Raw genomic sequence first — 25915 nt, forward strand, 5'->3', positions numbered from 1 at the left:
AGAAAGATAAAGAATTATTTTAACAGAAAAGATTGAATAAGAATTTAATTATAGGTAAGTGAATAAAGCGATGCCAATTATGCCAAGAATAAACATTGACACGACACTGGCCAGTGTCATAAGTTGAAGACACTAAAGGGTGTCCTATTGCGAGGTGGGAGGTTATGAGCGATAAAAAACATGAACGTGATATTTATGTAGCCATCGCTGATCCAACAAGACGTAAATTGCTACATTTGTTGGCAGAAGCAGATGAATTACCTTTGTACGAACTAACTTCGAAATTTCAAATGGGGCGTACTGCAATATCTAAACATTTGGCTATTCTTAAAGAGGCTGGCCTAGTTACTGTTCGTAAAGTTGGAAGGGAAACAAGGTATCGAATAAATGCAGCTCCTTTGCAAGAAATTAAAGACTGGGTAACGTTTTACGAAAATTTTTGGGTGGGAAAAGTGTCACAACTTAAAAAAGTGTTATTGGAGGAATAGAGAATGGCAGATGTAACATTAGATTTTCAATTTTCAAGTTCAATTGAGCAAGTGTGGAAGGCATTAACAGACTCAGAGATACTGGCAACATGGATATGGAAAAATGACTTTGCACCAGTGATAGGAGAAAAATTCCAATTTCGTTCTGAGCCAAATGAATGGTGGGATGGAGTCGTTAATGGTGAAGTGCTGGAAGTAGAGGAACCTCATATACTAACGTACACTTGGGCAAGTGCCGGAGAAACTACTACGATTACATGGACATTATCAACAGGAACAGATGGTGCTACACATGTGTATTTTGAACAAACTGGTTTCAGTGAAGAAACAAAAGCGACCAAAGGAGCAATTGAAGGAGCAAAATATAGTTGGATGAATTTTGGAGAGCAACTTAAAAAAATAGTAGAACAATGATTGCATGTGGCTTTAGCTAACAGAACAAGCCCAAGTAGCGTATAATAAGTAACGATAAACAGCTCACTAAATGGTTTTATTCGCCAATTAGTGTTCTGTTTTACAATGTAAGGAAAAAGGAGATCATAGATTGACTCTATTTGGATAGCAATTTATCATTTCTATTTAAAGATGAACTTGATGGCATTGCCGACCAAGCATCGATAGGTGTAACTTACCTAAATACAAGGAATGAGGTTGTTATAAACGATTAGTGATTTATCTTAGGAGGGGGTTACATAATGGTTTTTTCAAAATATCTAGCAAGTATCGATCATCCCGAACATCGTGACCGGACGGAGGAAGTTTTGAAGTGGGTTGCTAATGAATTTCCTAATTTGGAACCAATAATCAAATGGAATACACCAATGTTTTCTAATGATGGCACATTTATTATTGGTTTTTCCACAGCTAAGCATCATTTAAGCGTTTCACCCGAACCGGCAGGGATTGCGAACTTTGCAGATGATATTGCACAACTCGGCTACAGCGCTACTAAAGGTTTGTTTAGAATTCAGTGGAATGAGCCGATCAATTACGAATTGCTTAAGAAAATTATTGAATTTAATATTCAAGATAAAGCAGACTATAAGAGTTTTTGGCGGAAATAGAACAGAAAAATAAAGTTTATATAAAGAAAGGGAAGTTAAATGTGAAGGACGTAAAACCATTTTTAATGTTTCAAGGCGGTACAGCGGAAGAAGCTATGAAATACTACACCTCTCTCATCGAAGATTCAGAAATTAAAAGCATTACTCGTTATGGAGCTGAGGGACCTGGTAAAGAAGGTACAGTTATTCAAGCGGTGTTCTCATTAAAGGGACAGGAGTTCATGTGTATAGACAGCCATATTGATCACGAGTTTACGTTTACACCATCTTTTTCTATTTATCTAACATGTGATACCGAAGAGGAAATTGATAGCCTGTATGAAAAAATGATGCAAAATGGTACGGCACTCATGCCTATAAACAACTATGGGTTCAGTAAAAAATTCGGATGGCTGAATGACCAGTTCGGGATCTCTTGGCAGTTGAATTTGCCAGAGTAATTCAGTTGCAAGTGGGGTGTGAGATATTTAACAATCGGGTGCTTAACTAAAAGTATGAGTGCTCTTTCTTATTTTCAAAGACATAATAAACAGTAAAACGCTGACTTCATTTATAAGATATAAATGAAGTCAGCGTTTTTGTTGAATCAACGGTATTATTAAAGCTTCATGAAGTAGGTGGGGTTTCCAGATTTTTTGTCTATGGTGAGAAGGCATTTATGTAAATTTAGCAGGATTTATATATTGGCAACCAACATATATTTATTGATATTCGATAAATCACGTGTTAAAGTAAAATCTACAATATAGAAGTTAAGCGAGGTGCTTTTTATGAAACGAGGAACAACACTATTTTTAAAGATAGCCGTCGTATTAATCGGAATTCCAGTTCTAGCTTTATGCATATTTTTATTGCCTCAAATTGCAAGTGAAGCTAGTAAAGCAGCAGGAAGAGGTTGGGATTTTGCATATGTGGTGAATAGTATTTTACTAATCATGTATATTTCAGTGATCCCATTTTATTTCGCATTGTATCAAACCTTTAACCTATTAAGTTTTATTGACAAGAATCAAGCTTTCTCCGAGTTATCTGTTAGGGCTTTAAAGAAAATTAAATACTGTGCGATCACAATCAGTGGCTTGTATGTAGTAGCCCTTCCATTCGTCTTTATTATGGCAGAGATAGATGATGCCCCAGGTGTGGTAATAATCGGAATGATACCTATTTTTGCTTCCATGGTGATTGCGGTCTTTGCTGCTGTTCTCCAAAGGCTTTTAAAAGAAGCTATAGATTTAAAAGAGGAAAATGATTTAATAGTCTGAGCTGAGGTGAATAACATGGTAATTATCATCAATATTGATGTAATGTTGGCTAAAAGGAAAATGAGTGTTACAGAACTTTCCGAGCGAGTTGGAATTACAATGGCGAACATTTCCATACTGAAAAACGGAAAGGCGAAAGCGATTCGCCTTTCGACTTTGGATGCGATTTGTAAGGCTTTAGAGTGTCAGCCTGGAGATATATTAGAATATAAAATGGATGAAGACACTGTAAGTCCAGTAGATTAGAAAACAAATTTCTTCAATTGCCAGGCCTTTAATTCATTAAGTGATAATTAATAACTTAAAGATATAGAGCAAATCCGTGAAATATGGAATGCTCTATATTTTTGTCTATAACAAAATGAATGTATTAAACTGTTGAAGGTCCTTATTTGAACCAGCGATTTCTAGTAGAGAAAAAAGGGTAATCGCGATATGATAGGGATAGTCTAAACTTTATTATTTCTAGGATAGAGTTTGTTATTCGTACAGATCAACACGTTGTCAGATGTTAAGGGGGAATTAGTTTGGATATTTATCAGGAGTTTTCAGCCCGACATTTTGGGGCTTATTTGGATTCGGAAGAATTTTTGGATTATATGTTGCGTCAGTGGTTGCTGAAAGGGCGTCACTTGGATGTTTGTCATGTCATCGACCATCCTTCGTTTACGAAAGTGATTAACGAGTGCCGGGATGATGAACGATACGCATTGCTTGTAGAACTATCTGACTTGTATGGCAGTGAAATTACTTTAGCGAGCCAATATAATGAAACATTACTAGCGCTAGCTTATGGGGAAGAATTTGATCCGTTTGAGCTAGATCAGGATACTAAAGCCAAAGGTGATTGGCGGTACCATCTTTGGTTCTATTTCTTCAATAATGAAGGATATGTGGCCGAATCCTGGCAGCTATTCAATCTTAAAATATATCCGTTATGTGCAACATTGAATAACACACGTGCTGATCATATGCAGACACTTGTGAGGTATTTCAATGAACTTAGTGTACTAATGGATAAAACACGCGATCCCGATATTTTGGAGAGCGTAACGAAAAAGACTATCATGAATTTGTATGACCTATTTTTACAAGTTGTGCATAACGATACATTGATCGACTTTGCAACGAAGCGAAGTTTTTGTAAACGTTTGATTCATATGATGAAGTACAAGGAGATGCACAGTGTTGGTCTGGAATTCTATATCACATTCAAAGATCTATTCGATCTAAATGATATACCAACTGTCATTAGCTTGGTGAATCTTTCTAAGTTCGCCTATGATTATCACGCGGTACATGTTCTGCACGGTGATATGCGAACAGTTCAATATCGCATTGAGAAGTATAAAGGAGATATCGTTTCCCAGTTAACGAAGATTTCCGAATACATATTACGGATGAAGAACGTAATTGAAGAGCACCATGGCGGGAAGATCAATGAAGATTCCTTTATCCAGGCCGATTTCAATTTTTTCTTTTACGAATGTGAAATTGAAGAAATGTGTACAGCGAATTTTTCTGAATTACCGTTTGAAGATCAAGATGCTATATTAAGAAATTTACTGAACGCAATGATATGTTTTTATAAGGCAGATAAAACATTAACTTCAGAAGAAGGCAATGTAAAAGAACCAGCTTTGAACTTATTGATTGGCTGGGAATTGGGCAATGAAGGCATGAAGTTAAGAAACCGAGTTCTATCATTGGTACCTGACGAAGGAATCGAATACCGTGAAATTATGATTACAGATGCCTTGATCCAATTAGATGAATTTCTGACAGAGTTTTACTTAAAGGATTTATCCCCAGATGTGGAAGCAGTGATACAAAAGGCTAACCAATATGATTTGGAACCAATTGATCCTAAACAAGCTATGACACTGTTGGAAGAGACCTTTACATCACTTCATCCTCAAAGTGCGCTGATTTTCGGCGTGGAAGAGAAAGAACGCTTTGAAAAAGCGGGAAGACAATTGCCTCGTTTGTTGAGATCTAACGAAGTGAGACGACTCTTAACGACAGCTGAAGCGAAGTGGCGAGAACTTGAAAAGGACTTTCAACCAGAAAATCAACAATCCAGTCAAAAAGCCACTTTTATTATAGCGGATTATGTAAAGGCAGTGGAAGAATTCTTCGGTCATGAACTTGTTAAAACTCGAGGTGGTAAACAGACGATGCCTTTAATAGATGTAGCGATGCCTGAATCTGGACTAACCTCTGTCGAGATCGGCAGTGAAGAGTACTATCACTATGTCACGCTCGGTAGTTTCTATCATTATATTAGTGCAAACGGGACGAGTCTATTGAAAGAAAATGTAGATAAAGTACATGTAGTAGAGTACCTCACACATTGGGTAAATAGTATTCGCGCTTCCTCGTTTGGTAAAGAGGCTGAGTTGAAAATTGAAACGGCACAAGTCTTAAGAAGAGAAACGATGATCCTACTAAGACGCCTGGTTGCAGACTTCGCGAACTAATCCTCAAACTTCAAACAAACTATGCATCCTAAATCAATTCGTTGACTATATACCCTGAGGGGTATATAGTTTATTTAAGTTTAATTACTAAATAAGGGGATGGCAAGATGAAGATTGTTGTAATTGGCGGAGTAGCAGGTGGAGCTTCGACAGCTGCACGTATTCGACGTATGGATGAGCAAGCGGAAATCATTATGTTTGAAAAAGGACCGCATGTATCTTTTTCTAACTGTTCTTTACCGTTTTATCTCAGCGGTATTGTAGAAGATAGCGACAAGCTTGTATTAATGGATCCTGTTGTGTTTAAAAGTAAATATAATATTGATGCGCGTGTTAGACAAGAAGTGATAGCCATTAATCGCAAAGAAAAAACGGTAAGCATTTCGCATGTGCTGACAGGTGAAACATATGAGGAGAGCTACGATCGACTGTTGTTATCTCCAGGAGCGAGTCCAATTGTTCCGAATTTAGAAGGTGTAGATTCGAAACACGTTTTCACGGTTCGCAACGTGGAAGATATTGAGCGTCTGAACAATTATGTACAAACGAAAGATATCGAAAATATAGCGGTCATCGGTGGTGGTTTCATCGGTGTAGAAGTGGCGGAGAACTTAAAGCTTGCTGGACGGAATGTTTCGTTAATCGAATTTGCCAACCAGGTCATGATGCCTTTTGATTATGATATGGCTCAAATTTTGCATAAGGAACTAATGGATAAAGGGATCGAAGTGATTGTAAACGATGGATTGGCTAAAATTACTGATAGCAATGTTACGTTGAATTCTGGTAAAGAAATTGATGCACAAGTGGTTGTCTTAGCAATAGGTGTTCGTCCCGAGACAAAGCTTGCGAAAGATGCGAAACTTGAAATCGGAGAGCTTGGTGGAATTAAAGTAGATGCCAATTACAGAACAAATGACAAATCAATTTATGCAGTCGGAGATGCCATTGAAGTGTATCACCAGTTACTTCATAAACCAACGAGACTGGCTTTAGCTGGTCCTGCTCAACGTCAAGCACGTGCCGCAGCGGATCACATGTATGGGGTTCCTCATCAAAACAAAGGCGTCATCGGCTCATCGAGTATCCAGATTTTTGATTTGGTAGCAGCTTCCACAGGCCTCAATGAAAAAATGGCGAAATTAGCAGGAATCCAGCATGATAGCGTGTATATTATTGCAGCCGATAAAGTTTCATTGATGCCTAATAGTAATCCACTCCACTTCAAATTAGTATTTGAAGTACCGACAGGGAAAGTATTAGGGGCGCAAGCAATTGGTAAAGGAAATGCGGATAAGCGCATTGATGTCATTGCGACACTTATCTCGATGGGGGGGACGCTTGAAGATCTAAAAGAGCTTGAGCTAACCTATTCACCTATGTACAGTACGGCTAAAGACGTCGTCAATCTAGCCGCACTTGTTGCTCTTAACATTCTATACGGCCGTTATGAGCAAGTCCATGTATCAGAAGTGCGGGAACTGGTAGAGCAAAACGCGGTGATTATCGACGTACGTGAAGAGAATGAATTTGCGAACGGTCACGTATTGAATGCGATTAATATTCCACTCAGTCAGCTACGTGACCGAATGGAAGAAGTGCCGAAAGATGTACCCGTCTATGTTCATTGCAGGTCTTCACAGCGTAGCTACAATGCGTTGATGGCCTTACAAAATAGTGGCTTTGATAACATCGTGAATATCTCGGGTTCTTTCCTTGGTATTTGTTTATATGAGTATTACAATGATGTGATCTCAGATAGAGAAAAAATTGTAACGGAGTATAACTTCAATTAACTTTAATTTATTACCTAAGCTCCCATTCGGAGAGCTTAGGTTTTTTGTTTATTGAAATGAATAGTAGACCACTTTACTTTTTTAATATAATATTAATAGTTGATCAGGTTTACGTAGGTTGCGTAAAGGACACTAGCAGAGTAGAGGAATGTTAGGAGACTATAGTGTATGAGAAAAATTGCTTTATACGCATTTTGTGTGTTATTTTTAGCGGCAGGAATCGGTCACTTTGCAATGGAAGCATTTTTTACAGGCATGATGCCCGAGTGGGTACCGTTTAGAAAAGCCGTTGTGTATATATCAGGTGTAATGGAAATTGCATTGGCTATTGGATTGTTCATGAAGCGGACACGTTATGTTACAGGTTTTTTAATTGCGATATTTTTAGTTCTAATATTCCCAGTTAATATATATATGGCCTTTACAGCTGAGAAATTCGATGTATTGGCAACAGCATTATGGCTAAGACTTCCACTGCAATTTATATTAATTTGGTGGGTATTGAAAGTGCGAAAGATCTAAAAATGAAAGCACACACAAAACCAAAGAGGTTTTGTGTGTGCTTTTTATTGTACTTCTAAATAGGCATTTCGGATCGTCAAATATTGGCCGTTCGTTATGTTAATAGACGTTTCACCTTCCACTACATCACTTACGAGAAGATCCATCATGTCTTGTCGGCTATTTTTGCTAATCTCATAAAATCCTATGTCGCTTTGATCATCTACCAACAATGTATACGAACCAGCGGGAATATCTGTACCCACTTTGTATTGGCCATCTTTGTATATTCCGTTTGACGGTTTAATACTAGGCGCGGATGCTACGGGATACATTTCTCCACCTTTTAGCGTAAAGTATTCACCTTCGCGTAATGTTACGTAAGTATGGGAACGTCCATCCAGTGCCACGTTGAATACAATACTGTCAGGATTTCCTGATTGATCCGTTGTATTTTCCAAGAGTGTAACACCATTGGAGAATACGAGGTATTCACCTGGTTCTACATCTGTTCCTACCTCATACCTACCGTCTTTTATGGAATTCGTAGTTGCCGGTTTAGCTTGTTTCTTTTGTTCTGTTGGTTTTGATGCCGGCGTTGACGGCTGTGTCGGAGCTGTATTTTGAACCGTGTTAGATGATCCTGTAACTGGTTTTGTTGACTGTTCTTTTGTTGGTTCTTCAGGTTCTTTGCCATCTTTTTTAATTTCATTCATATTAGGCTGTTCCTTAGTGGGAACTTCTGTAAGTTTAAGTTCATCGGATTGTTCTGTTGCTTTGCCTTGTGTCGGGGTTTCGGTTAATACTGGCTCTTCTGTTGTAGTTTCTGGTGTTTCTTTGTTGCTTATAATGGCAATAATTAGCGCTACTAGCAATACGACTGCACCAGCTACAGCCCATGATAATTGTTTTTTGTTCATATAGTCTGTAACCTCACTTTTTACATTGTATCTATATGATACATGATAGTCCTTTACAAAATCTACCTATTAGGCATTTTGAGAACCAGAGAAGTGGGATGCTGATCAGCTTGCCTATAAATTGATAAATAATATAGTATTAAGAAGAAAGAGCTCGTCAAGAATGTTTACGTACTATTTTACAGTAGATTAATTGGTACCATGAAAACTAGAACAAGTTCCTAACAGCATAGACCAGTGCAGCTCTTTGGTGTTCTTAGAGTGGATGATAGAGAATCTTCCATATAAGTAGGTGGGTAATCAATTTAATATGCTATTCTTTACTGTATAGTTTATAAATTGAAGGGTGGAAATATAATAATATTATGTAAAGTGGACTCGTAGATACAGAGTAAATTACTCGAAGTGAATAACCATTGATCAATGAAGAAGAATTCTAAGAAACCAAAAGGATTGTACAACAGTGTTTTCGAAGAAGCAGGAGAAGCACAAAAAGGTTTTGGTGTGGAAAGACATTTATATGGTATACATAAAATATTTCCGATGTATGGAGATAAGCATAAGAGGGAAAAAGCACCTGCACTATTTACTGATCCAAGCTATTTTAAGATGCGTTGGAAGAACTACGAGATGTTGCATTAACTATCATCTAAGTAATCATAATGGAGAGTGAAATGAATGAGAACTTTAGAATTGTATTTAGATAAGTATTTCCATGGGATTGAACTGGCACCTGCACTATTTTACGAAACAAATAAAGCTATACGTTTTGAAATTTCAGAATCCATTGCATTTGATGAACCAGATTTCTTAAAACAAGCATTCTATCGGTCCATTACGTTATTCGAAGCGGTGTTTGGGGATGATGATGAAATCATGATGGTTACTGATGTCCATACAAATAATCATTTTCTACGTGAAAGACCTTTGAATGTGTATTCCAAGTTTATTAAACGAAAAGAATTATTATATACTTTGCGGTTTTCTACGATTCCTAATCCCCATGGTCATGAGGAGGAAGGAATTCTAACGCATCGATTTATGCTTACTTGTAAGAAACAGGATATTCGGTATAAGCAGTTGCTGAAAGCGATTTGTTACGAAGACTTTGCTGATCCAACAACGATTTTAAAACAGAATCCTGAAAGTGGTTATGATATATTCTTCATCCACCTATCCAAAAATATCATTTATCATCTATACGATGATCGGGGATGTGATATCATAGCGGCTGACAGAGAATCTATTCGATTATTATATGAACAATACCCAGAGTGGATCCTTGATTATGATAAGCAGGAAGTGGATAAAGACTTCGCATAGAAAGGTATAGGTTTTATGTATGAAGTGTATTCAGTCAAAGGTCTATTCCGGTCAGTTGTAACACCGATTGATTGTACCAAGGTGTTTGGTCGGCATCTATCTTTGAAAAATAAGTAATTACTATTAAAGTCCGTTTTTATTTATGAGAAAAGAAATCAGCAATCGGATGGAATTAATGGTATACTAGCCAAGTATAATTTACAAGCGAGTAGGTGAAAGACATGATAGAAGTAAAACTTTCTCCAATTGGCGAAGGGGAATTCAATAGGGGCGTATTTGCAAAATGCGATATTAAAAAAGGGCAGCTGTTACACGAGGCGCCTGTTATCTCCTATCCAAATGAACAACATCAACATATTGAAAAAACTGTTCTAGCTGATTACGCTTTCGAGTATGGAGAAAATCATACCGCTGTCCTACTTGGTTACGGAATGTTATTCAATCATTCTTATGAACCAAATGCGACCTATGATATTAATTTCGATCACCATACATTTGACTTCTTTGCCTATACAGATATCAAGGCTGGAGAAGAAATTTTGATTAACTATAATGGCGACGTGGATGATGATGAGCAATTATGGTTTAATGAAGATTATGATGGTACGGCTAACGATTAATCATAAGCATGAGAACACTTTGAATCAGCAGATGAATCGAAGTGTTACTCATTTCTATCATGTCCTAGTAGCTCAGCTGGATAGAGCAACGCCCTCCTAAGGCGTAGGTCGGGGGTTCGAATCCCTTCTAGGACGTTATTTGGTTACTTTTACTGAAACCAAACACTTTGATAGTAATCAAATCCATGAAATTGATTACTAGAATGGACCTTTAAAATGACTTAACAAATACTAGGTCTATTAAAAATGACTTGCCAGTGTTAGAGTACTAAAGATGAACACAAATCTCGGCAGAACCACCAATCCCTCTAAGATATTGCAATAGTTAATCTCGTTTAGTAAAAAAACAGTTTATAAAAGTGGAGATTTGATAAAAAGTTACACTTTAAAATCACCTTACGTATTAACAGTATATATAACCTATTGTCACGCTTTACGACTTCAAATCCCCAAAAGGCAATTACTCAATTTAAAGTAATTGCCTTTCCATTTCTTATGCTTTGTCTGCGCAGACACATTTATTATTTTACCTTCTTACTCTCATTGTATTTACCAGAAAAAGTTAAAGCGTCTGCGATTACATCTTCTGCATTGACACCTGAACTCATTTTTACAATTAAAATCACGGTTACAGTGGTGTTTATTATCGTGGTGTTTAAAGTCACGGTCACAGTGATGTTTATTATCCTGGTGTTTAAAGTCACGATCACAGTTGTGTTTATTATCCTGGTGTTTAAAATCACGGTCACAGTGATGTTTATTATCGTGATGCTTAAAGTCACGGTCACAGTGGTGCCTATTATCGTGATTTGATCTTACTTCTCGACATTTACAATCCAACTCTACCCGATTTCCCCGTCTATGATTTTTGAAACACATATCTTTTCACCTCCATTACGCTTTTTATGCCGGCCGACCTTATACTCATTATATGAAGAGGTGAGTTAGATAATTGGACAAATACTCTAGTTCGAACAAAAAGAGTAAGCTTGAATGTTACTAAACAAGTATTCCTATAGGCGCTGTATTCACGACGCTTCAAGCACAGCAGCTCAGCTTGAAAGTGCAACGCCTCCTAAGTCGTAGGTCGTGGTTCGAATCCCTTCTGGGACGCAATCAAGACAGTTAAGAAGAAGTTAAGAAATTTAAATAGCGCTATAAACGTTGTAATAACAGCGTTTATAGCGTTTTTATTTTTGGAGAAGACGTTAGAAAACGATAGGAAGTAAAGCCATTAAACACATTTACTCGATCATATTCTCGCAAGTAGCGATGGTAATCTTCTCATCACGTACGCGTAATTTATTAATGATGTGTGCACAATACTTCAATGTGTTGTCAATATCCTTGTGTTCTAACCTTTGTGTAGTGCAAGATACTTGCGCGTGTATGGCGTAGTCCATAAACCGAAGTCCATTCGGTAAGCGTTATTTGAAGCTCATTACCAGTCTGTTTCCTTTTTACAAGATCGCCCTATCTTAAAGGTAGTATCCATTCCGCCATTGACCTACGTTAAAGTCTCTCTCGATAAAGTTCTTCTATAAGCATATTTTTTCTGGAGTATCTAATTCATGTACCAGGAACACTTCAAAAGAAATATAGTGTACTTCTTCGTACCTATGTTAGTAAAATATTTAATTACTAAAGTTTGAATATTTTTAATATTATTGACTTATGAAAGTGGATGTTTATAATGAAAAACAAGGTCTCCGTTTAAAAAGTGTTATATATTGAAGGGTTAAACCTTTTTAGGAAAAAACGGGATTCGATGGAAGACAGGAAGGGGTGTAGGATCTTGCGATATAAATCTTTTTTTTCTAGAAAATGAAAACGCTATCACTTAGTAAAATTCTTATTGAAGTATTATTAATTGAATGTAGTTCTCTACACAAGTAGGAACAAACGCAGTTTGAATTGATCTTTAGAATACTAGTTGATAGGGTGGTTATTTTAATGAAGCGTTCAATGAAATTACTTACGCATACGGTACTTATTTTGGTTTTAATCTTCTTATCTGCTTGCTCAAAAGAGGATGAATCGTTAAATGAAAAAGTGAAAGCTGGTTCCAAAGCTGTGGAAGTTCATCGCGATGAATTTGGGGTTCCACATATTTATGCGGACTCGATGGAAGACTTATACAAAGCTTATGGTTATGTGATGGCACAAGATCGACTTTTTCAGCTGGAGATGTTTAAACGGGCAAATGAAGGTACCGCTGCGGCAGTATTTGGCGAAGAGTACTTAGCGCATGATGAAAAGATTCGACGTGATGGACACACTGATGAAGCGATTCAAAAAATGATCGATGAAATGGATCCTTTTGCGAAACAAGTTATTGAAAACTTTTCAAGTGGGATTGATCGCTATGTCGATGAGGCCCTTGAGGATCCCGAAAATAAATTATCAAAGGAATTTGCTGAGTATGATTTGAAACCTGACAATTGGACAAGTATAGATGTTCTTCGTTTGTACATGGCATCTATGACGGCCTTCATGGACCAAGAACAAGAGCTTGAAAATGCTACTATTTATGCCAAATTGTTAGATGAATACGATGAAAAAAAAGCGCAAGCAATCTTTAATGATATGGTTTGGATAAATGACCTAGATGCACCAACGAGTTCAGATAGCGATGCTTCAATTGGGGAAGGAACGCCATTTGCAAATGCTAAAACGCTAGATCAAGTCGCATTCGCAGGGGAAACTGTCTCGACGTTGCGAGAGGATTTTGTTGATAAACGGCAAGAACTAGGAGTTCCATTGAAAGTAGGAAGTAATGCAGCGATTATTGGTGCTTCAAAATCTGAATCTGGTAATCCAATCATGTTTGGTGGACCACAAGTAGGTTTTACAGCACCTGGCTTTATTTATGAAGTCGGGCTTCACGGTCCAGATCTTACTATTCAAGGTTCTTCATTTATTGGATATCCATTCATTATGTTTGGTGCGACGAATGATTTTGCCTTTACAGCAACTGCTGGCTATGGTGATGTATCAGATGTATTTGAAGAAGAGGTAAACCCCGAAAATCCAAATGAGTATAAGTTCAATGGAGAATGGATTGAATTTGAAAAAAGAACTGAAAGTATTGATGTGAAGAAGGATGATGGGGAGATTGAAACGGTTACTCGGGAATTTCACGATAGTGTTCATGGTCCCGTTATTTTTAAAGATGATAACCACCCGGTTGCTTACAGTAAAAAGTGGGCATTTCGAGGAACTGAAGCAGACAGTTGGGCAGCTTATTTAAAGATGAACTATGCAAAGAATCAAGACGAATTTGCGACTGCTGCAAGAGAGTATACCATGTCATTGAATTGGTTTTATGCTGATAAAAACGATGAAATTGCTTACTATCATGTCGGTCAAATACCAGAGCGGGATGAGCGAGTAGATTGGCGTTTTCCCACACCAGGAACAGGTGAGTATGAGTGGAAAGGTTTTCTAGAAACAGAGGATAATCCGCATGAGGTCAATCCTGAACGTGGTTTTGTAGCGAATTGGAACAACAAACCTGGACCGAACTGGAATACGAATGAACAAAACTATATGTGGGGGGCAGATCACCGAAATCATCAATTTATTGACAGGATTAGTGAACGAAATAAGCTAACGATTGAAGAAGTTAATGAAGTAAACTATGAAGCAAGCTTTGTTAATTTGAAGACACGTTGGTTCAAACCATTTTTGCTAGATGCTCTCTCTGAGAAGGTAGATAGCGATCGCAAATATGAAGAAGCTCACTTCATTTTAGAGGATTGGAATAATTTAAATGAAGATAGTGACAATGATGGCTACTATGATTCGCCCGGCGCAACAATTATGAAGGCTTGGTGGGATCAGTTCTTTGTAAATGTTACAGAAGAAGATATTGGTAAGTTTTATGAAGAAATGAGACCATTTGTAGATCATCGATCAGGTGGATCAAGTTTATTGTCCCATCTTGTTCAAGGAGATAAAGCAGCGTTACAAGTAGAAAATGATTGGTTAAAAGGACGCAACATCGAAGAAATTGCACGTGATAGTTTCGACCAAGTTGTAGTTGAGCTGGAAAAAGAATATGGTGTGTCTATGAAAGAATGGATCATGCCTATTGAGACGATGACATTCGGAGCTAAATCCCTTATAGGGGTGCCACATGGACTCGGAGATCAGCAACCAATTATTTTTATGAACCGAGGAAGTGAAAATCATTTTGTGGAAATGACAGAGAATGGACCTGTAGGCATGAATATTACACCACCTGGCCAGATAGGTTTCATTAAACAAGACGGTGAGTATTCGCAACATTATAAAGATCAAATTGAAATGTTTAAGAACTTTGAGTATAAGCAAATGCTTTTTGAAAAAGAGGACGTTCTAGATAATGCTGTAGAGACATTTGAGATTGATTTTCAAGGAAAATAATAGGATGAGTCAAGTTTTACTATGAAAGAACTTTCAGGTAGAACGTAAAGGAGATACTGAGAAGAAAAAGCATTTATTTTTCTTCTCAGTTTTTTATTAGTATGGATCGAGCGTATTAATTTAAAGCATGGAATTTACTGTCAATGACTCTTGCCTAATGACTAGTAGATATGGAGAAAGATGAAATAGGTAAATATGGAGTGGCCGAACTAATGGAAGTCGCTAATCATGGGGCGGTTCCAACGAATTGTGATAAAATCTTGCAAATTAAAGCAATCATAGCGAGGGGTGGATTGCAAAAGGGATTTGGCAGGTTGATGATAAATATTTAAATGACATTGGCGTTTCAATGGTAGGGTTTCTAACATCGGCCACTGTTAGTATGATGGTCTATACAATAGCCACAAATCTATAGGACAATCAACTATTTACAACGACCGATTTACAGACGAGACATGTTTTTGGAAATCTGTTGAAAACGTTCTTCGATTTGTCTGCATAGTAGACTTCTCACTTTTGTGTATGATTCTACTTACCGTTAATTTTATTGTTCAACCAAGTGTAAACCACCTAATATTCCTAAAGAGGTATTCTTCAAGTTTAACGATTAAAGGTGGAAGTAAAGTCTTGCTTAATAATAGCTGAGCGTTTACTATAATATTTATATCTTTTTATTCTGAACATACCAACTGGTTAGTATACTAAAGTGGTTTTTATGTGGAGAAAGAAAATAGTAGTTTATAGAAAAGGGGAAATAGGCATGACTGTTCTTGATTTGTTTAATCTAAAGGGTAAAACGGCAGTAGTTACTGGTGGTGGAAGAGGACTAGGTGCACAAATTGCTAGGGGATTTGCAGAAGCAGGAGCAAATGTTGTGGTCTGTTCGCGCAAAGTAGAACCTTGCATTGACATGAGTCAAGAGTTAGAAAAGCTAGGTGTTAGATCAATAGGTTTAGCTTGTGACGTAGCAAATGAAGAAGATGTGAAAAGAGTAGTTGAAGAGACAGTAAAGGAATTTGGAACAATTGATATTCTGGTGAATAATAGCGGTGCCACATGGGGGGCGCCAACAATAGATATGCCGATCGAAGCTTTTCAGAAAGTGCTTAACGTAAACGCAACGGGAACATTCATCATGAGCAGAGAAGTGGGAAAGGTCATGATTAAGCAAAATAGCGGAAAAATCATTAATATTGCTTCTGTTGCAGGACTTGGCGGAACGCATCCAGATTTCATGGATACGATTGGTTACAATACGAGCAAAGGTGCAGTCATCGTATTGACTAAAGATTTGGCAGCAAAATGGGGACGATATAATATTAACGTGAATGCAATTGCCCCCGGGTTCTTCCCGACGAAAATGTCGAATGTCACAATTGAAAACGGTCGTGAGTACATTTTAAATGGAACACCGTTAAATCGATTAGGTAACGAAGATGATTTAAAAGGTGTAGCTGTATTTTTAGCATCAAAAGCGTCTGAATATATGACTGGAGACGTATTAGTGGTGGATGGCGGTATGAGTAGCCAAGTCTAGTAAATGGAAATCGGGACAAAGTTTTCAGCTGTATTATTGATAAAGGAGAGAACGTACATGTCTAATAAAAATCAGCTCTACCATGGTGCTGCTTTTCTATATCGCTCAACATTACCACATGAAGTATTTACTCCAGAAGAATTTACTGACGAACACCATATGATTGCAAATACAGCAAAAAACTTTATACAAAAAGAAGTACATCCACGAAATATAGAAATTGAAAAACAAGATTTTACTCTTGTGAAGTCATTGTTAACTAAGGCGGGAGATCTCGGATTACTAGCGCACAGTATACCGGAAAAATATGGTGGGCTAGGTCTCGATAAAATTACTAAAGGACTTGTTGGTGAGTGTTTAGGCTCTGCGGGGGGATATAGTGTGGCGCATTCCAATCATACATGTATAGCCACGCTACCTATCACTTATTTCGGAACGCAATGGCAAAAAGAATACTATTTACCGAAACTTGCAACTGGCGTATTTATTGGTGCTTACTGTTTAACAGAGCCAGCTTCAGGTTCTGATGCATTATCGGCGAAAACGACAGCAAAGTTAAATGAAGAAGGCACACATTACATTTTGAACGGTTCAAAGTTGTATATTACGAATGCTGCTTTTTCCGATACATTTATCGTTTATGCAAAAGTAGACGGTATATCATTTACTGCATTTATTGTAGAGAAAGATTTCCCGGGAATTTCTCTTGGCCCAGAAGAGCAGAAAATGGGAATTAAAGGTTCATCAACGACTGCAGTGTATTTTGAAAACTGTGAAGTCCCCGTTCGTAATCTACTGGGGGAAGTGGGAAAAGGTCACCATATTGCATTAAACGTACTCAATTTAGGACGTTTTAATTTAGGTTCTGCAACAATGGGCGCTTCAAAGTTCAGCATGAAATTAGCAATTGATTATACAAAAGAGCGCAAGCAATTCGGAAAATCCATCGCTGAATTCACTGCTACAAAAGAAAAGATAGCGGATATGATGACGCGGATTTATGCTGCAGAATCGCTTCAGTATAGAACTGCTTCTCTTTTAGAAAATGCACTGGGTGACTTGGAGCATTCAGAAGACCATCGTTTACTTGCTAAACGGATGATGGAATATGCTGTGGAATGTGCCATTTGTAAAGTATATGGGTCCGAAACGCTAGATCAAGTAGCCGACGAATCATTGCAGCTTCACGGAGGGTATGGGTATATCAAAGACTATGCAATTGAACAAGTGTACCGGGACTCTCGTATTAACCGAATCTTCGAAGGAACGAATGAAATTAATCGGTTGCTCATTCCCATTTCATTACTAAGTCAGGCATCTAAAGGAATGGTTCCACTTCAAGAATTGGTAAAAGAAGCAAGTAAAGCACTGGCTCAACCGGCGACTCTGCAAAGTGCTGCACTTTCAAGAGAGCAACAAGCAGTTACGTTAGTAAGAAATATGTTCTTACTAAGTATCGATCTCACGTATCAAAAGTATGGAGAACATATTGTGAATGAACAGGAAGCTCTCATGAAACTTGCTGATATAGCAATTGATCTCTATGCAATGGAATCGGCTGTCTTACGAACAATTAAAGCAATAGAGTCTTCAAATATCAAGTCTGCCTCTCTAAAAATCAAACTAACAGAAGCCCTTGTTACGGATACATTACTACGTGTGGAAATGAATGCGAGAAAACTACTTTCTAGTGTTGCTTCGGGACATACTAAAACATATATTCTGAACAATATATTTAATAGATGTAGTGAATTATCGGTTGAAGGTACAGTGGGTACAAAGCGTGAAATTGCAGAAGCGGTTAACCAAGCAGAAGACTATATTTCATAAAGGGGAAGATGACATGAAAGCAATTCAATTAGAACGGTATGGCGGACCAGAAGTACTACAACTTGTGAAAATTGATAAACCAGATGTAGGGAATCGAGATGTACTGGTAGAAATTAAAGCTATTGGTGTAAATTATGCAGATGTTGCACGCCGTGAAGGGAAGTATGTAGTACCGACACCACTTCCTTTTATCCCGGGAGCTGAAGTGGCGGGGGTTATTAAGGAAGTTGGGAAAGACGTAAAACGTTTTAAGCCAGGTATGCGAGTAGTATCACTTATTGAATCGGCAGGATATTCCGAATATGCAGCGATCCCAGAAATGACACTTGCACCGATTCCAGACGGTGTGGAATATCGTGATGCAGTTGCACTACCCCTTCAAGGTCAGACGGCTTATCACATCTTAAAGACAATGGGAAGATTGGAAAAAGGGGAAACAGTTCTTGTACATGCAGCAGCAGGCGGTGTAGGGGCAATTGCAGTGCAGTTAGCAAAACTATTTGGTGCTGGCAAAGTTATTGCTACAGCGAGCAGTGAGGAAAAGCTAGCACACGCAAAAAATATGGGTGCAGATCATCTGGTCAACTACACAGAAGTAGGCTGGGAATCCAAGGTGCGGGAACTGACTGATGGTAAAGGTGTGGATGTGGCGCTTGAAATGGTAGGGGGAGATATTTTTAGAAAAACACTAAAGTGTCTTGCACCATTTGGACGCATGGTAGTCTTTGGTGCGGCAAGTGGAGAACGGTCTCCAATGGATGCGGGAGAATTGATGCAACGGAATCAATCGGTCGTAGGCTTTTTCTTGCCGCAAATTATGAAAAACTATGAAGTATATCAAAATAGCTTTAAAGAGTTACTCGATTATGTACGAAATGGAGATTTACAACTAACAATAGGTGGGACATTTGATTTGGAAGAGGCGGCAGAAGCACAGCGACTATTGCAGGGTAGGAAGACGATGGGAAAATTAGTGCTGACCACATCATATAAAACGGAAAGTTAAAATTTAGTTTCATTTAGGATTATAAGATACGTTTCATATAATTGAAGCACTAAATGGAGGAGGCTAGGGAAGAGTGAAATCTATTCTGGCAAATAAATAATTTAACGTAAAAATAAGCTGTTCCGGTCGGTTGAATGACTGGAACAGCTTATTCTTATGTGGACGTATATCGTTTCAGAATTGCTGATCTTGATTATATGGTTGATCTTCTGCATATTCTACGTCTTGTACGCTTCCATCATCTACGGATTCATCCTCTAATGATAAAAACTCTCGTAATGCTTGTTTGTTCTGTTCTAAATTAATCTCGAGAACAGCACCAACGTCTGTGCGTAGATCGCCAAATGATCCTTCTACGGGAATACGCAGAGATTCCATTTCGTTATTCTTGCTACCAGTCAACATACCTTTAGCAATGGTAAAGATAGTTTTACTGTCGATGTTCGTATCAATATACGGATCAATAACACCCATAAGTTTCGGTATATTGACGAGTGTCTGCAAACTCATCGCTTCGTCTTTCAGTTTCGCTAGAGCTTCTTGCTGACGTTCCACACGACCGTAATCACTATGGATGTCGTGGCGGAATCGTACGTAACCGAGTAATTGATCTCCGTTTAATTTTTGTTGGCCAGGATAGAGCGTTAAACCTAGGCCGTGTGACATTTCATATGGAATATCGACTTCAATACCGTCAGGCGCAATAACATCGACGATTTTAGAGAAACCTTCGAAATTAACAATTGCGTAATATTGTACATCCACATCGAAATTATGCTTAATCGTTTGTCGTACTAATTCAGGTCCACCAAGTGCATAAGCGGCATTAATCTTTTCCATACCGTGACCTGGAATGTCGACGTATGTATCACGCATTAGAGAGATCAACTTTACTTTGTTGGTTGTCTGATCGTAGTGGCCAATCATTAAAGCGTCTGAACGAGTTTCATCTTCGTCGCCTCTTGCGTCATCACCGATCAACAATACGTTAATTTCTCCAAATTGTGATTCGCCACCTTCAAAGTCGTCAAAGGTGGAATTGCTATCAGAAAAGGTATTACTACTATCGCTAAGTTCTGTATGTATTTCGTTTGTGTTGCCGTCATTCGCAAAGGACAGGCCGTTTGAATATTGTGCAGCGACATATCCGCCACCCGCTAATAGTAGCAAAGTGAATACCAAGAATAGTACCCGTTTATATTTTCTTTTAAGTTTTTTCTTACGACGCTTTCCAGTTTCTCTGTTTTCCATTAATGTCACACCTACTCATCTGATTATGAACTCTTTGTTAGAACGCTTGAAGCAATTTGGACTGCGATTGCATCATCCAGATATCCGACCGCAAAAATGTAGTCCGGGATGACATCCACAGGAACGATAAAGTACAATAATGCGCTACCGATAACGGTTAGATCACGTTTTGCAACGTCTTGCATTGTAAATCGTGTAAATAATTCTTTTATTTGATCGACGAATGGACCTACTCCGCCTGCCAATTTTAACTTCTTATCGAAGTCATATAAAATTCTTTTTCTTCCTTCAGTTGTCTGAACATACGCTTCGTAACTTGTAAGTTGAAGTTTAACTTTTTCAATGGAGATATCCGCAGATAGAAGTTCTGAAGTATTGACCAAATGTTGAATGGTTTCATCATAACCAGAACGTATCGTGTGTTTATGATCAACCGGATAGCCTGCCGCCTGAAGTAATTTGGCTAAAGGGATTTCCAAAATGATCGCAAACTTCTCCAGGTGGTCTAGTGTTGCTTTGCGCTTGTCGTTGATAATCCTAGAGATAGTTGAAGTATCAATATCTGTAAGTTCGCTTAGTTTGCGCATGGACAATGAACGTTCATCTAAAACAGTACGCAATAATTGCCCGATAGACAGACCAAGACTACCTTCTGACATGACACTCCCCCTCCATTTCTACGACAACGGTAAAAATATCTACTTCTTTAAAAGAATAAATGTTTGTTGGCAAATTGTCAACAGGTATAGGCGAGGATCATTTTTTCAAAAAACGTCTGGATTTGGCTATATAAAATTTTCAGAATCTCAATCCATAGGTTTTATCGTGTCTTTAATTTATACTAGGTACATAAATAGTAAAGGAAGACGTCAAACGATAGCGGACTTTCCTAAACCAAGCGATAAAGAATGGATAGAGAAATTGACGAAAGATCAGTAATAAGTGACACAAGGCGACCATACATAAGCATTATTCTTGAATGAATAATAGGATACGTTTGAAAATGGCATCTCTATCGATGTCGCACTAATTGAACCATTACTCTCAAGTGACGATCAATATGACTCACAGTGTGGTTGGCCAAGCTTCACCCGACCAATCGTTCCGGAAATACTGACGGAATATATTGATAAAAGTTTCAATATGGTGCGAACTGAAGTGACAAGCCGTGCAGGAGATAGCCGTCTCGTACACATTTTCGAAGACGGGCTGAAAGATCGCGGCGGGTTAGGTTAGTGTATCAACAGCGCATCGATCAATTTTGTACTGCTTGGAGAAATGGAAGCGAAAGGTTACGGCTATCTGACAAGTTATGTGAAATAGTATACTCGTAATATAATAGAAGGAAAGGGGCCACCTTGGTTGCCTTTCCTTTTTACACGATAAGGTGAAATACGAGTCCTCGCAGTATATGAAGATGGTCATGTACTATTTATCGTTTAAGAAACTGTAAACGGGATTGGGTATGCCTGTTTAATCAGCACATAGTATGATAAAACTTGGCGGTGTAGGTATTCACAACGATGATGAGCGTGGTAAACTCTATTACGGTGAAGCGTCTAAAGTTTCAGTAAGCTCTTCTTCAAAAATAGGTACGACGGTAATGATTCGACTCGGTAATTCAGTGAAGTGAGCTTTATTCGTCATGAATAAGAACTGATTTTTAGAGAGGTATTCGCATATAACTAATGAAAAAGAGGGGAAGGGATTCAATGCGAGAAATGATAGCGAAATGCAGGTTAGAAGTTGAAGGCATTTACAATAAATTTGATGCGAGTCATGATCTCGATCATATTGATCGCGTAATGAAAAACGCTGAGAAAATTTTAGCGACTGAGTCAGGTGCGGATGAACTAGTCGTACGTTTAGCAGTCCTGTTGCATGATGTAGAAGATGCGAAATATAAAGAGGTGCATGAAGCAACTACGGTGGAGCTTCTTGAAAAAATAGGTGCGACACAACAGATTACAGATAATGTGATATCTGCGATTGATAGTGTGTCATTCAGTGGCGGCAACGCAAAAGATATTACGTCGATTGAAGGCGCTATTGTCAGAGATGCTGATCGTTTGGATGCCATTGGCGCGGTTGGAATAGCGCGTGCATTTGCGTTTGGTGGTGCGCGTGGCAGGAAACTTTATGATCAGCAAGAAGAAGCTCGAAAGGATATGTCAGTGTCAGAATACCGAAAAAAAGAAACGGCTACGGTTACGCATTTTCACGAGAAGTTATTATTGCTGAAAGAATTGATGGTCACGAGAGAAGGCACGCGTTTGGCGAAAGAACGACATGACTTCATGGAAGATTTTTTGCATCAACTAAGAAAAGAGATTGATTGAAAATTAGTTTGCCAATTCTGAACTCGATAGGATAGAATAAAGTAACTAGCAATACTAATCTATCCAATAGAGAAAAGGTGACGTCTTGGACAGAAATAATCGATTATTCATCATTACACTCGTTGTCATCGCCTTGTTTACATTAGGTGGATTTGCAGTACAAAAAGGATTCATCACATTTTAATACGAAAACGTATATTCAGAGCTCATCGGTCATAATAGATCGAGAGCTTTTTTAGTTAAAATGAAAGTTCAGTTTTGTTTCTTAAAACGAAACCCGGAAATCTACAAGAGATGTCCGGGTTTTTAAATAGTTATGATGTTAGATTCTTTAATTCCTCTGCAGTTATACCCATATCTTTCAATGTTCTGCCCGTCTTAAAATAATCGGTATCATTATACGCAGAAGCTATATGGATACAAGACTCTACGATCGGTACACGGATACCAACTGCTTGGGCTAATTCGAAGCATGGAACAAGTAAATAAGGTACATCTTCAGTCACATATCGGTTTTTCGAACTGTTCGGAGCACTGTTTATTTTACCGTGTGTTGTAGAATCACGATTGAAATCATAGACCGATTTATAGTTTGAGCCATACAAAGCATTCATTGCTTGTAATTCAGTCCTTAATGAAAATCCAAGAGCTGCTCCAACAGCGAGCCGTTCTTGATCCATCTTGGCTGCCGCATTTGCAGTAGCTTGACTACAACAGTCCCGATAATAGTTGAAATCTCCATCAAAGTTTTCGAGTAGTCCCATATTTAATGTAGTCAATAAAGGATGTCCACCAAAATTAATGTTTTCCAATCCTGCGACTAATGGGTTATCTAAAAATTCTACAGGAACTGGGAGAGATTCTGTAATCAGCTGCTTCACTTCATCAGTCGCATTTTCTGATGGGAAAATGCTGACAGATAAAAACTTTTTCAACCCCATAATGGTTAAAACACCAGGCTCTACAATGCGTGTTGCCCATGGAATACTGATCCCGTCCACAAATGTAATATCTTTATACTTTTGATCAGATTCATTTTTCATGCGATTCAAGACCAGTCCACCGTAGTTTCCTGGCATTATGAAAATAACTTGTCCATCTTGCAAGTGAGGGAGCATTTGTTCAAATAAAAGTTCTTGTGCGAATGAAGGACAAATCATGATAATCATTTCAGCAAACTCCATCGCTTTTTTTATATCAGTTGTCGCATGAGTGATTTCCTCGAAACCTGGAAACATCATCTGGGCTCCGTGATCTTCCGAAAGTGCTTTAATTCCGCCTAGTTTATTTACCGCTTGGATCTGTGTATCGAACTGAGGGGAATCGTATAGACAAATACTATGTCCAAGTTTTGATAAATGATAAGCTGCTGTCAAGCCGCCGTTACCTGCACCAATGATTGAAATTTTATTCATATAAAATCCTCCTATAATTTAGATAATAGACAAAGTGACTAAAACGACTGTAGTTATTAATATAATACCGAGCACGAATGGGATAATATGCTTCAGCCAGCGTTCGTACGGTATGTTCGCCAGCGTCAAAGCACCCACTAAAACGGCTTGTGTCGGCGAAAATAAATTCATCGTTTCTGCACCAGCTTGCATGGCAGTGACAATATAAGCGCGGTCAACTCCTGCAAAGTCTGCAAGAGGGGCCAGTATAGGAATTGTCGCTGTGGCTAGGCCAGATGATGATGGAATTAGGAACGCGAGCGGTATATACAAGAGATAGGCAAGTGGTGCAATTATAGAACTGCTGACATTTGCCAATAGATGTTCCCCGAAATTCAGGATAGTTCCAATGATCAATCCGTTTGTCATGATGACAGAAATACCTTTTGCCACCGCGAGAATGAGTGCGACGCTGATCAAATCTTTTGCTCCATTAAGGAACAAACGTACTATTTCATCTTCCTTATATGAATACATCTTTCCGATAATAATGGAACCTAGGAAGAATAAAACTGTTAATTCACCGAATCCCCATTCCCCAAGTGGACTAATATGTCCTAAAACTACACCCAGTATAGGTGTTTGTTGTATGTTATCATGCAATGTATTAAATATTGAAATTCCAAACTTATCTTGCCAAGGGATTAGAGCAACAACCATAATAAGAAAGAAGCTACTGAATACAGCGAGTACCGCTTTTCTCCTTCCCGTAAGGTCCGCTACATCATTCGGATCGATCTTCTTAAAAGGCGCTTCGACTTTACTTTTAATATCAAAGACAATCGATTTTTCAGGATACATTTTTACTTTTGCTGCATATCGCATAACAAAGGTAATACCGAAAGCTAGGAACAATGAGAAAAGTAATAAACGATGAAAAATTCCATCTCCAATAGAGATGCCTGCCAGGTTGGAAGCAATTCCAACAGAAAATGGATTGGTGATTCCACCCGCTACACCAATTCCAGCACCTAAGAAAATCACCATGACAGCTGTAACGACATCGTAACCGGCCAATAGAAGAATAGGAACTACAATGGGATAGAACGCAATGGTTTCTTCCGCCATCCCATATGTAGCACCACCGATGGCACAAATAGTCATTAAAATAGGGATCATCAATTTTTCGCGCCCTTTTAATGAAAAGACTACTTTAGATAAACCTGCATCGATTGCTTTCGTTTCAAATACAATACCTAAACAACCACCTAGAACCAGAACGAAAATAATTATATCAATGGCATCAAAGAATCCGTTGATCGGGGCAGAGAATATGTCCCACAAACCTTGGGGATTTGACTCGACTTGTTCATATGTCCCGACAATTGGTGTTCCGTCTTCATTGTAGGAATATTCTCCAGCGGGTATGATAAACGTTAGGAATGCAATTCCTACGGTAATTATAAGTAATGTAGTGAAAGCCGTGGGCAGTTTAAACTTCTTCTTTTCCATGCGAAACCTCCATGTATCATATTTTTGTATGCGCTTACTTCACATGCGCATCAAGTTTTCTAATTCTTATGATAAAGTGTGAATGTGTGTACTTTTTCACGAAAATGTATTCATTTATGTACGAAATGTGTTTGATTGTGTCGAAGAGTAGGGCCGCACTACATTCGGGTAGAAGAATTGTATAC

24 protein-coding genes, 1 tRNA gene and 1 pseudogene are annotated in these 25915 nt (G+C 38.2%); 21 read left to right on the top strand and 5 right to left on the bottom strand.

What is annotated here, in order from left to right; translation table 11 throughout:
• Positions 1-164: 164 nt before the first annotated feature.
• The 9 genes from CSV74_RS04390 (at position 165) to CSV74_RS04430 (ending at position 7612) form a co-directional block, all read left to right on the top strand.
• On the top strand, positions 165-488 hold the full coding sequence (locus tag CSV74_RS04390; protein WP_099690708.1) for an ArsR/SmtB family transcription factor: 324 nt from the start codon (positions 165-167) through the stop codon (positions 486-488).
• Between the two features lie 3 nt (positions 489-491).
• On the top strand, positions 492-902 hold the full coding sequence (locus CSV74_RS04395; RefSeq protein WP_099690709.1) for an SRPBCC family protein: 411 nt from the start codon (positions 492-494) through the stop codon (positions 900-902).
• Between the two features lie 278 nt (positions 903-1180).
• Positions 1181-1552, top strand: coding sequence for an iron chaperone (locus tag CSV74_RS04400; RefSeq protein WP_099690710.1), 372 nt, complete (start codon positions 1181-1183; stop codon positions 1550-1552).
• Between the two features lie 41 nt (positions 1553-1593).
• On the top strand, positions 1594-1992 hold the full coding sequence (locus CSV74_RS04405; RefSeq protein ID WP_029053630.1) for a VOC family protein: 399 nt from the start codon (positions 1594-1596) through the stop codon (positions 1990-1992).
• Between the two features lie 330 nt (positions 1993-2322).
• Complete coding sequence (locus CSV74_RS04410) at positions 2323-2814, top strand: DUF2975 domain-containing protein (protein ID WP_099690711.1); 492 nt, start codon at positions 2323-2325, stop codon at positions 2812-2814.
• Positions 2815-2829: 15 nt separating this feature from the next.
• Positions 2830-3060 (top strand): helix-turn-helix domain-containing protein, encoded by a 231-nt coding sequence (locus CSV74_RS04415; protein ID WP_083032017.1) that lies wholly within the window; start codon positions 2830-2832, stop codon positions 3058-3060.
• Between the two features lie 281 nt (positions 3061-3341).
• The gene (locus tag CSV74_RS04420) at positions 3342-5294 is read left to right on the top strand and encodes a hypothetical protein (RefSeq protein ID WP_099690712.1); all 1953 of its coding nucleotides are present in this window, start codon (positions 3342-3344) and stop codon (positions 5292-5294) included.
• A 107-nt stretch (positions 5295-5401) separates the two neighbouring features.
• Positions 5402-7090: an FAD-dependent oxidoreductase gene (locus tag CSV74_RS04425; RefSeq protein WP_099690713.1), complete on the top strand. Its 1689-nt coding sequence runs from the start codon at positions 5402-5404 to the stop codon at positions 7088-7090.
• 168 nt (positions 7091-7258) lie between these two features.
• Positions 7259-7612: a DoxX family protein gene (locus tag CSV74_RS04430; RefSeq protein ID WP_099690714.1), complete on the top strand. Its 354-nt coding sequence runs from the start codon at positions 7259-7261 to the stop codon at positions 7610-7612.
• 44 nt (positions 7613-7656) lie between these two features.
• Here CSV74_RS04430 and CSV74_RS04435 read toward each other — a convergent pair whose 3' ends face one another.
• Positions 7657-8511 carry an Rv1352/Rv1906c domain-containing protein gene (locus CSV74_RS04435; RefSeq protein WP_099690715.1) on the bottom strand — a complete coding sequence of 285 codons (855 nt, stop codon included), beginning with the start codon at positions 8509-8511 and terminating at the stop codon, positions 7657-7659.
• Positions 8512-8934: 423 nt separating this feature from the next.
• Between CSV74_RS04435 and CSV74_RS04440 the strand changes: the two genes are divergently transcribed.
• The 10 genes from CSV74_RS04440 (at position 8935) to CSV74_RS04480 (ending at position 19234) form a co-directional block, all read left to right on the top strand.
• Positions 8935-9153: a choline/carnitine O-acyltransferase gene (locus tag CSV74_RS04440; protein ID WP_099690716.1), complete on the top strand. Its 219-nt coding sequence runs from the start codon at positions 8935-8937 to the stop codon at positions 9151-9153.
• Positions 9154-9189: 36 nt separating this feature from the next.
• On the top strand, positions 9190-9834 hold the full coding sequence (locus CSV74_RS04445) for a DUF3885 domain-containing protein (protein ID WP_099690717.1): 645 nt from the start codon (positions 9190-9192) through the stop codon (positions 9832-9834).
• A 221-nt stretch (positions 9835-10055) separates the two neighbouring features.
• Positions 10056-10454: an SET domain-containing protein gene (locus CSV74_RS04450; protein WP_037561718.1), complete on the top strand. Its 399-nt coding sequence runs from the start codon at positions 10056-10058 to the stop codon at positions 10452-10454.
• Positions 10455-10515: 61 nt separating this feature from the next.
• Positions 10516-10589: transfer RNA gene (locus tag CSV74_RS04455), tRNA-Arg, on the top strand.
• Between the two features lie 288 nt (positions 10590-10877).
• Positions 10878-11267: a hypothetical protein gene (locus CSV74_RS04460; protein ID WP_158231743.1), complete on the top strand. Its 390-nt coding sequence runs from the start codon at positions 10878-10880 to the stop codon at positions 11265-11267.
• A 1140-nt stretch (positions 11268-12407) separates the two neighbouring features.
• A complete protein-coding gene (locus tag CSV74_RS04465) occupies positions 12408-14861 on the top strand; it encodes a penicillin acylase family protein (RefSeq protein WP_099690719.1) in 2454 nt (817 codons plus the stop codon).
• 170 nt (positions 14862-15031) lie between these two features.
• The gene (locus CSV74_RS16870) at positions 15032-15193 is read left to right on the top strand and encodes a hypothetical protein (RefSeq protein WP_233190771.1); all 162 of its coding nucleotides are present in this window, start codon (positions 15032-15034) and stop codon (positions 15191-15193) included.
• 428 nt (positions 15194-15621) lie between these two features.
• A complete protein-coding gene (locus CSV74_RS04470; protein ID WP_099690720.1) occupies positions 15622-16398 on the top strand; it encodes an SDR family oxidoreductase in 777 nt (258 codons plus the stop codon).
• Between the two features lie 57 nt (positions 16399-16455).
• Complete coding sequence (locus CSV74_RS04475) at positions 16456-18228, top strand: acyl-CoA dehydrogenase family protein (protein ID WP_099690721.1); 1773 nt, start codon at positions 16456-16458, stop codon at positions 18226-18228.
• 13 nt (positions 18229-18241) lie between these two features.
• On the top strand, positions 18242-19234 hold the full coding sequence (locus CSV74_RS04480) for a quinone oxidoreductase family protein (protein ID WP_099690722.1): 993 nt from the start codon (positions 18242-18244) through the stop codon (positions 19232-19234).
• A gap of 174 nt (positions 19235-19408) precedes the next feature.
• Here the strand turns inward: CSV74_RS04480 and CSV74_RS04485 are convergent, their stop codons facing one another.
• Complete coding sequence (locus CSV74_RS04485; protein ID WP_099690723.1) at positions 19409-20485, bottom strand: LCP family protein; 1077 nt, start codon at positions 20483-20485, stop codon at positions 19409-19411.
• Positions 20486-20508: 23 nt separating this feature from the next.
• Positions 20509-21144 (bottom strand): DUF1232 domain-containing protein, encoded by a 636-nt coding sequence (locus CSV74_RS04490; RefSeq protein ID WP_029053643.1) that lies wholly within the window; start codon positions 21142-21144, stop codon positions 20509-20511.
• A gap of 346 nt (positions 21145-21490) precedes the next feature.
• Here CSV74_RS04490 and CSV74_RS17105 point away from each other — a divergent pair.
• Together CSV74_RS17105 and CSV74_RS04500 are read left to right on the top strand one after the other, a co-directional pair.
• Positions 21491-21721, top strand: a pseudogene (locus CSV74_RS17105) (peptide-methionine (R)-S-oxide reductase); the annotation flags it as partial.
• A gap of 476 nt (positions 21722-22197) precedes the next feature.
• Complete coding sequence (locus tag CSV74_RS04500; RefSeq protein ID WP_099690725.1) at positions 22198-22824, top strand: HD domain-containing protein; 627 nt, start codon at positions 22198-22200, stop codon at positions 22822-22824.
• Between the two features lie 314 nt (positions 22825-23138).
• On the opposite strand, the gene CSV74_RS04505 is transcribed toward CSV74_RS04500, so the two are convergent.
• Complete coding sequence (locus CSV74_RS04505; protein ID WP_099690726.1) at positions 23139-24239, bottom strand: NAD/NADP-dependent octopine/nopaline dehydrogenase family protein; 1101 nt, start codon at positions 24237-24239, stop codon at positions 23139-23141.
• Positions 24240-24257: 18 nt separating this feature from the next.
• Entirely contained in the window at positions 24258-25730 is a 1473-nt protein-coding gene (locus CSV74_RS04510; protein ID WP_099690727.1) for a YfcC family protein, read from the bottom strand.
• Positions 25731-25915 lie beyond the last annotated feature (185 nt).

Origin of the sequence: Sporosarcina sp. P19 (assembly GCF_002743165.1) — a bacterium.
GTDB lineage: Bacteria > Bacillota > Bacilli > Bacillales_A > Planococcaceae > Sporosarcina > Sporosarcina ureae.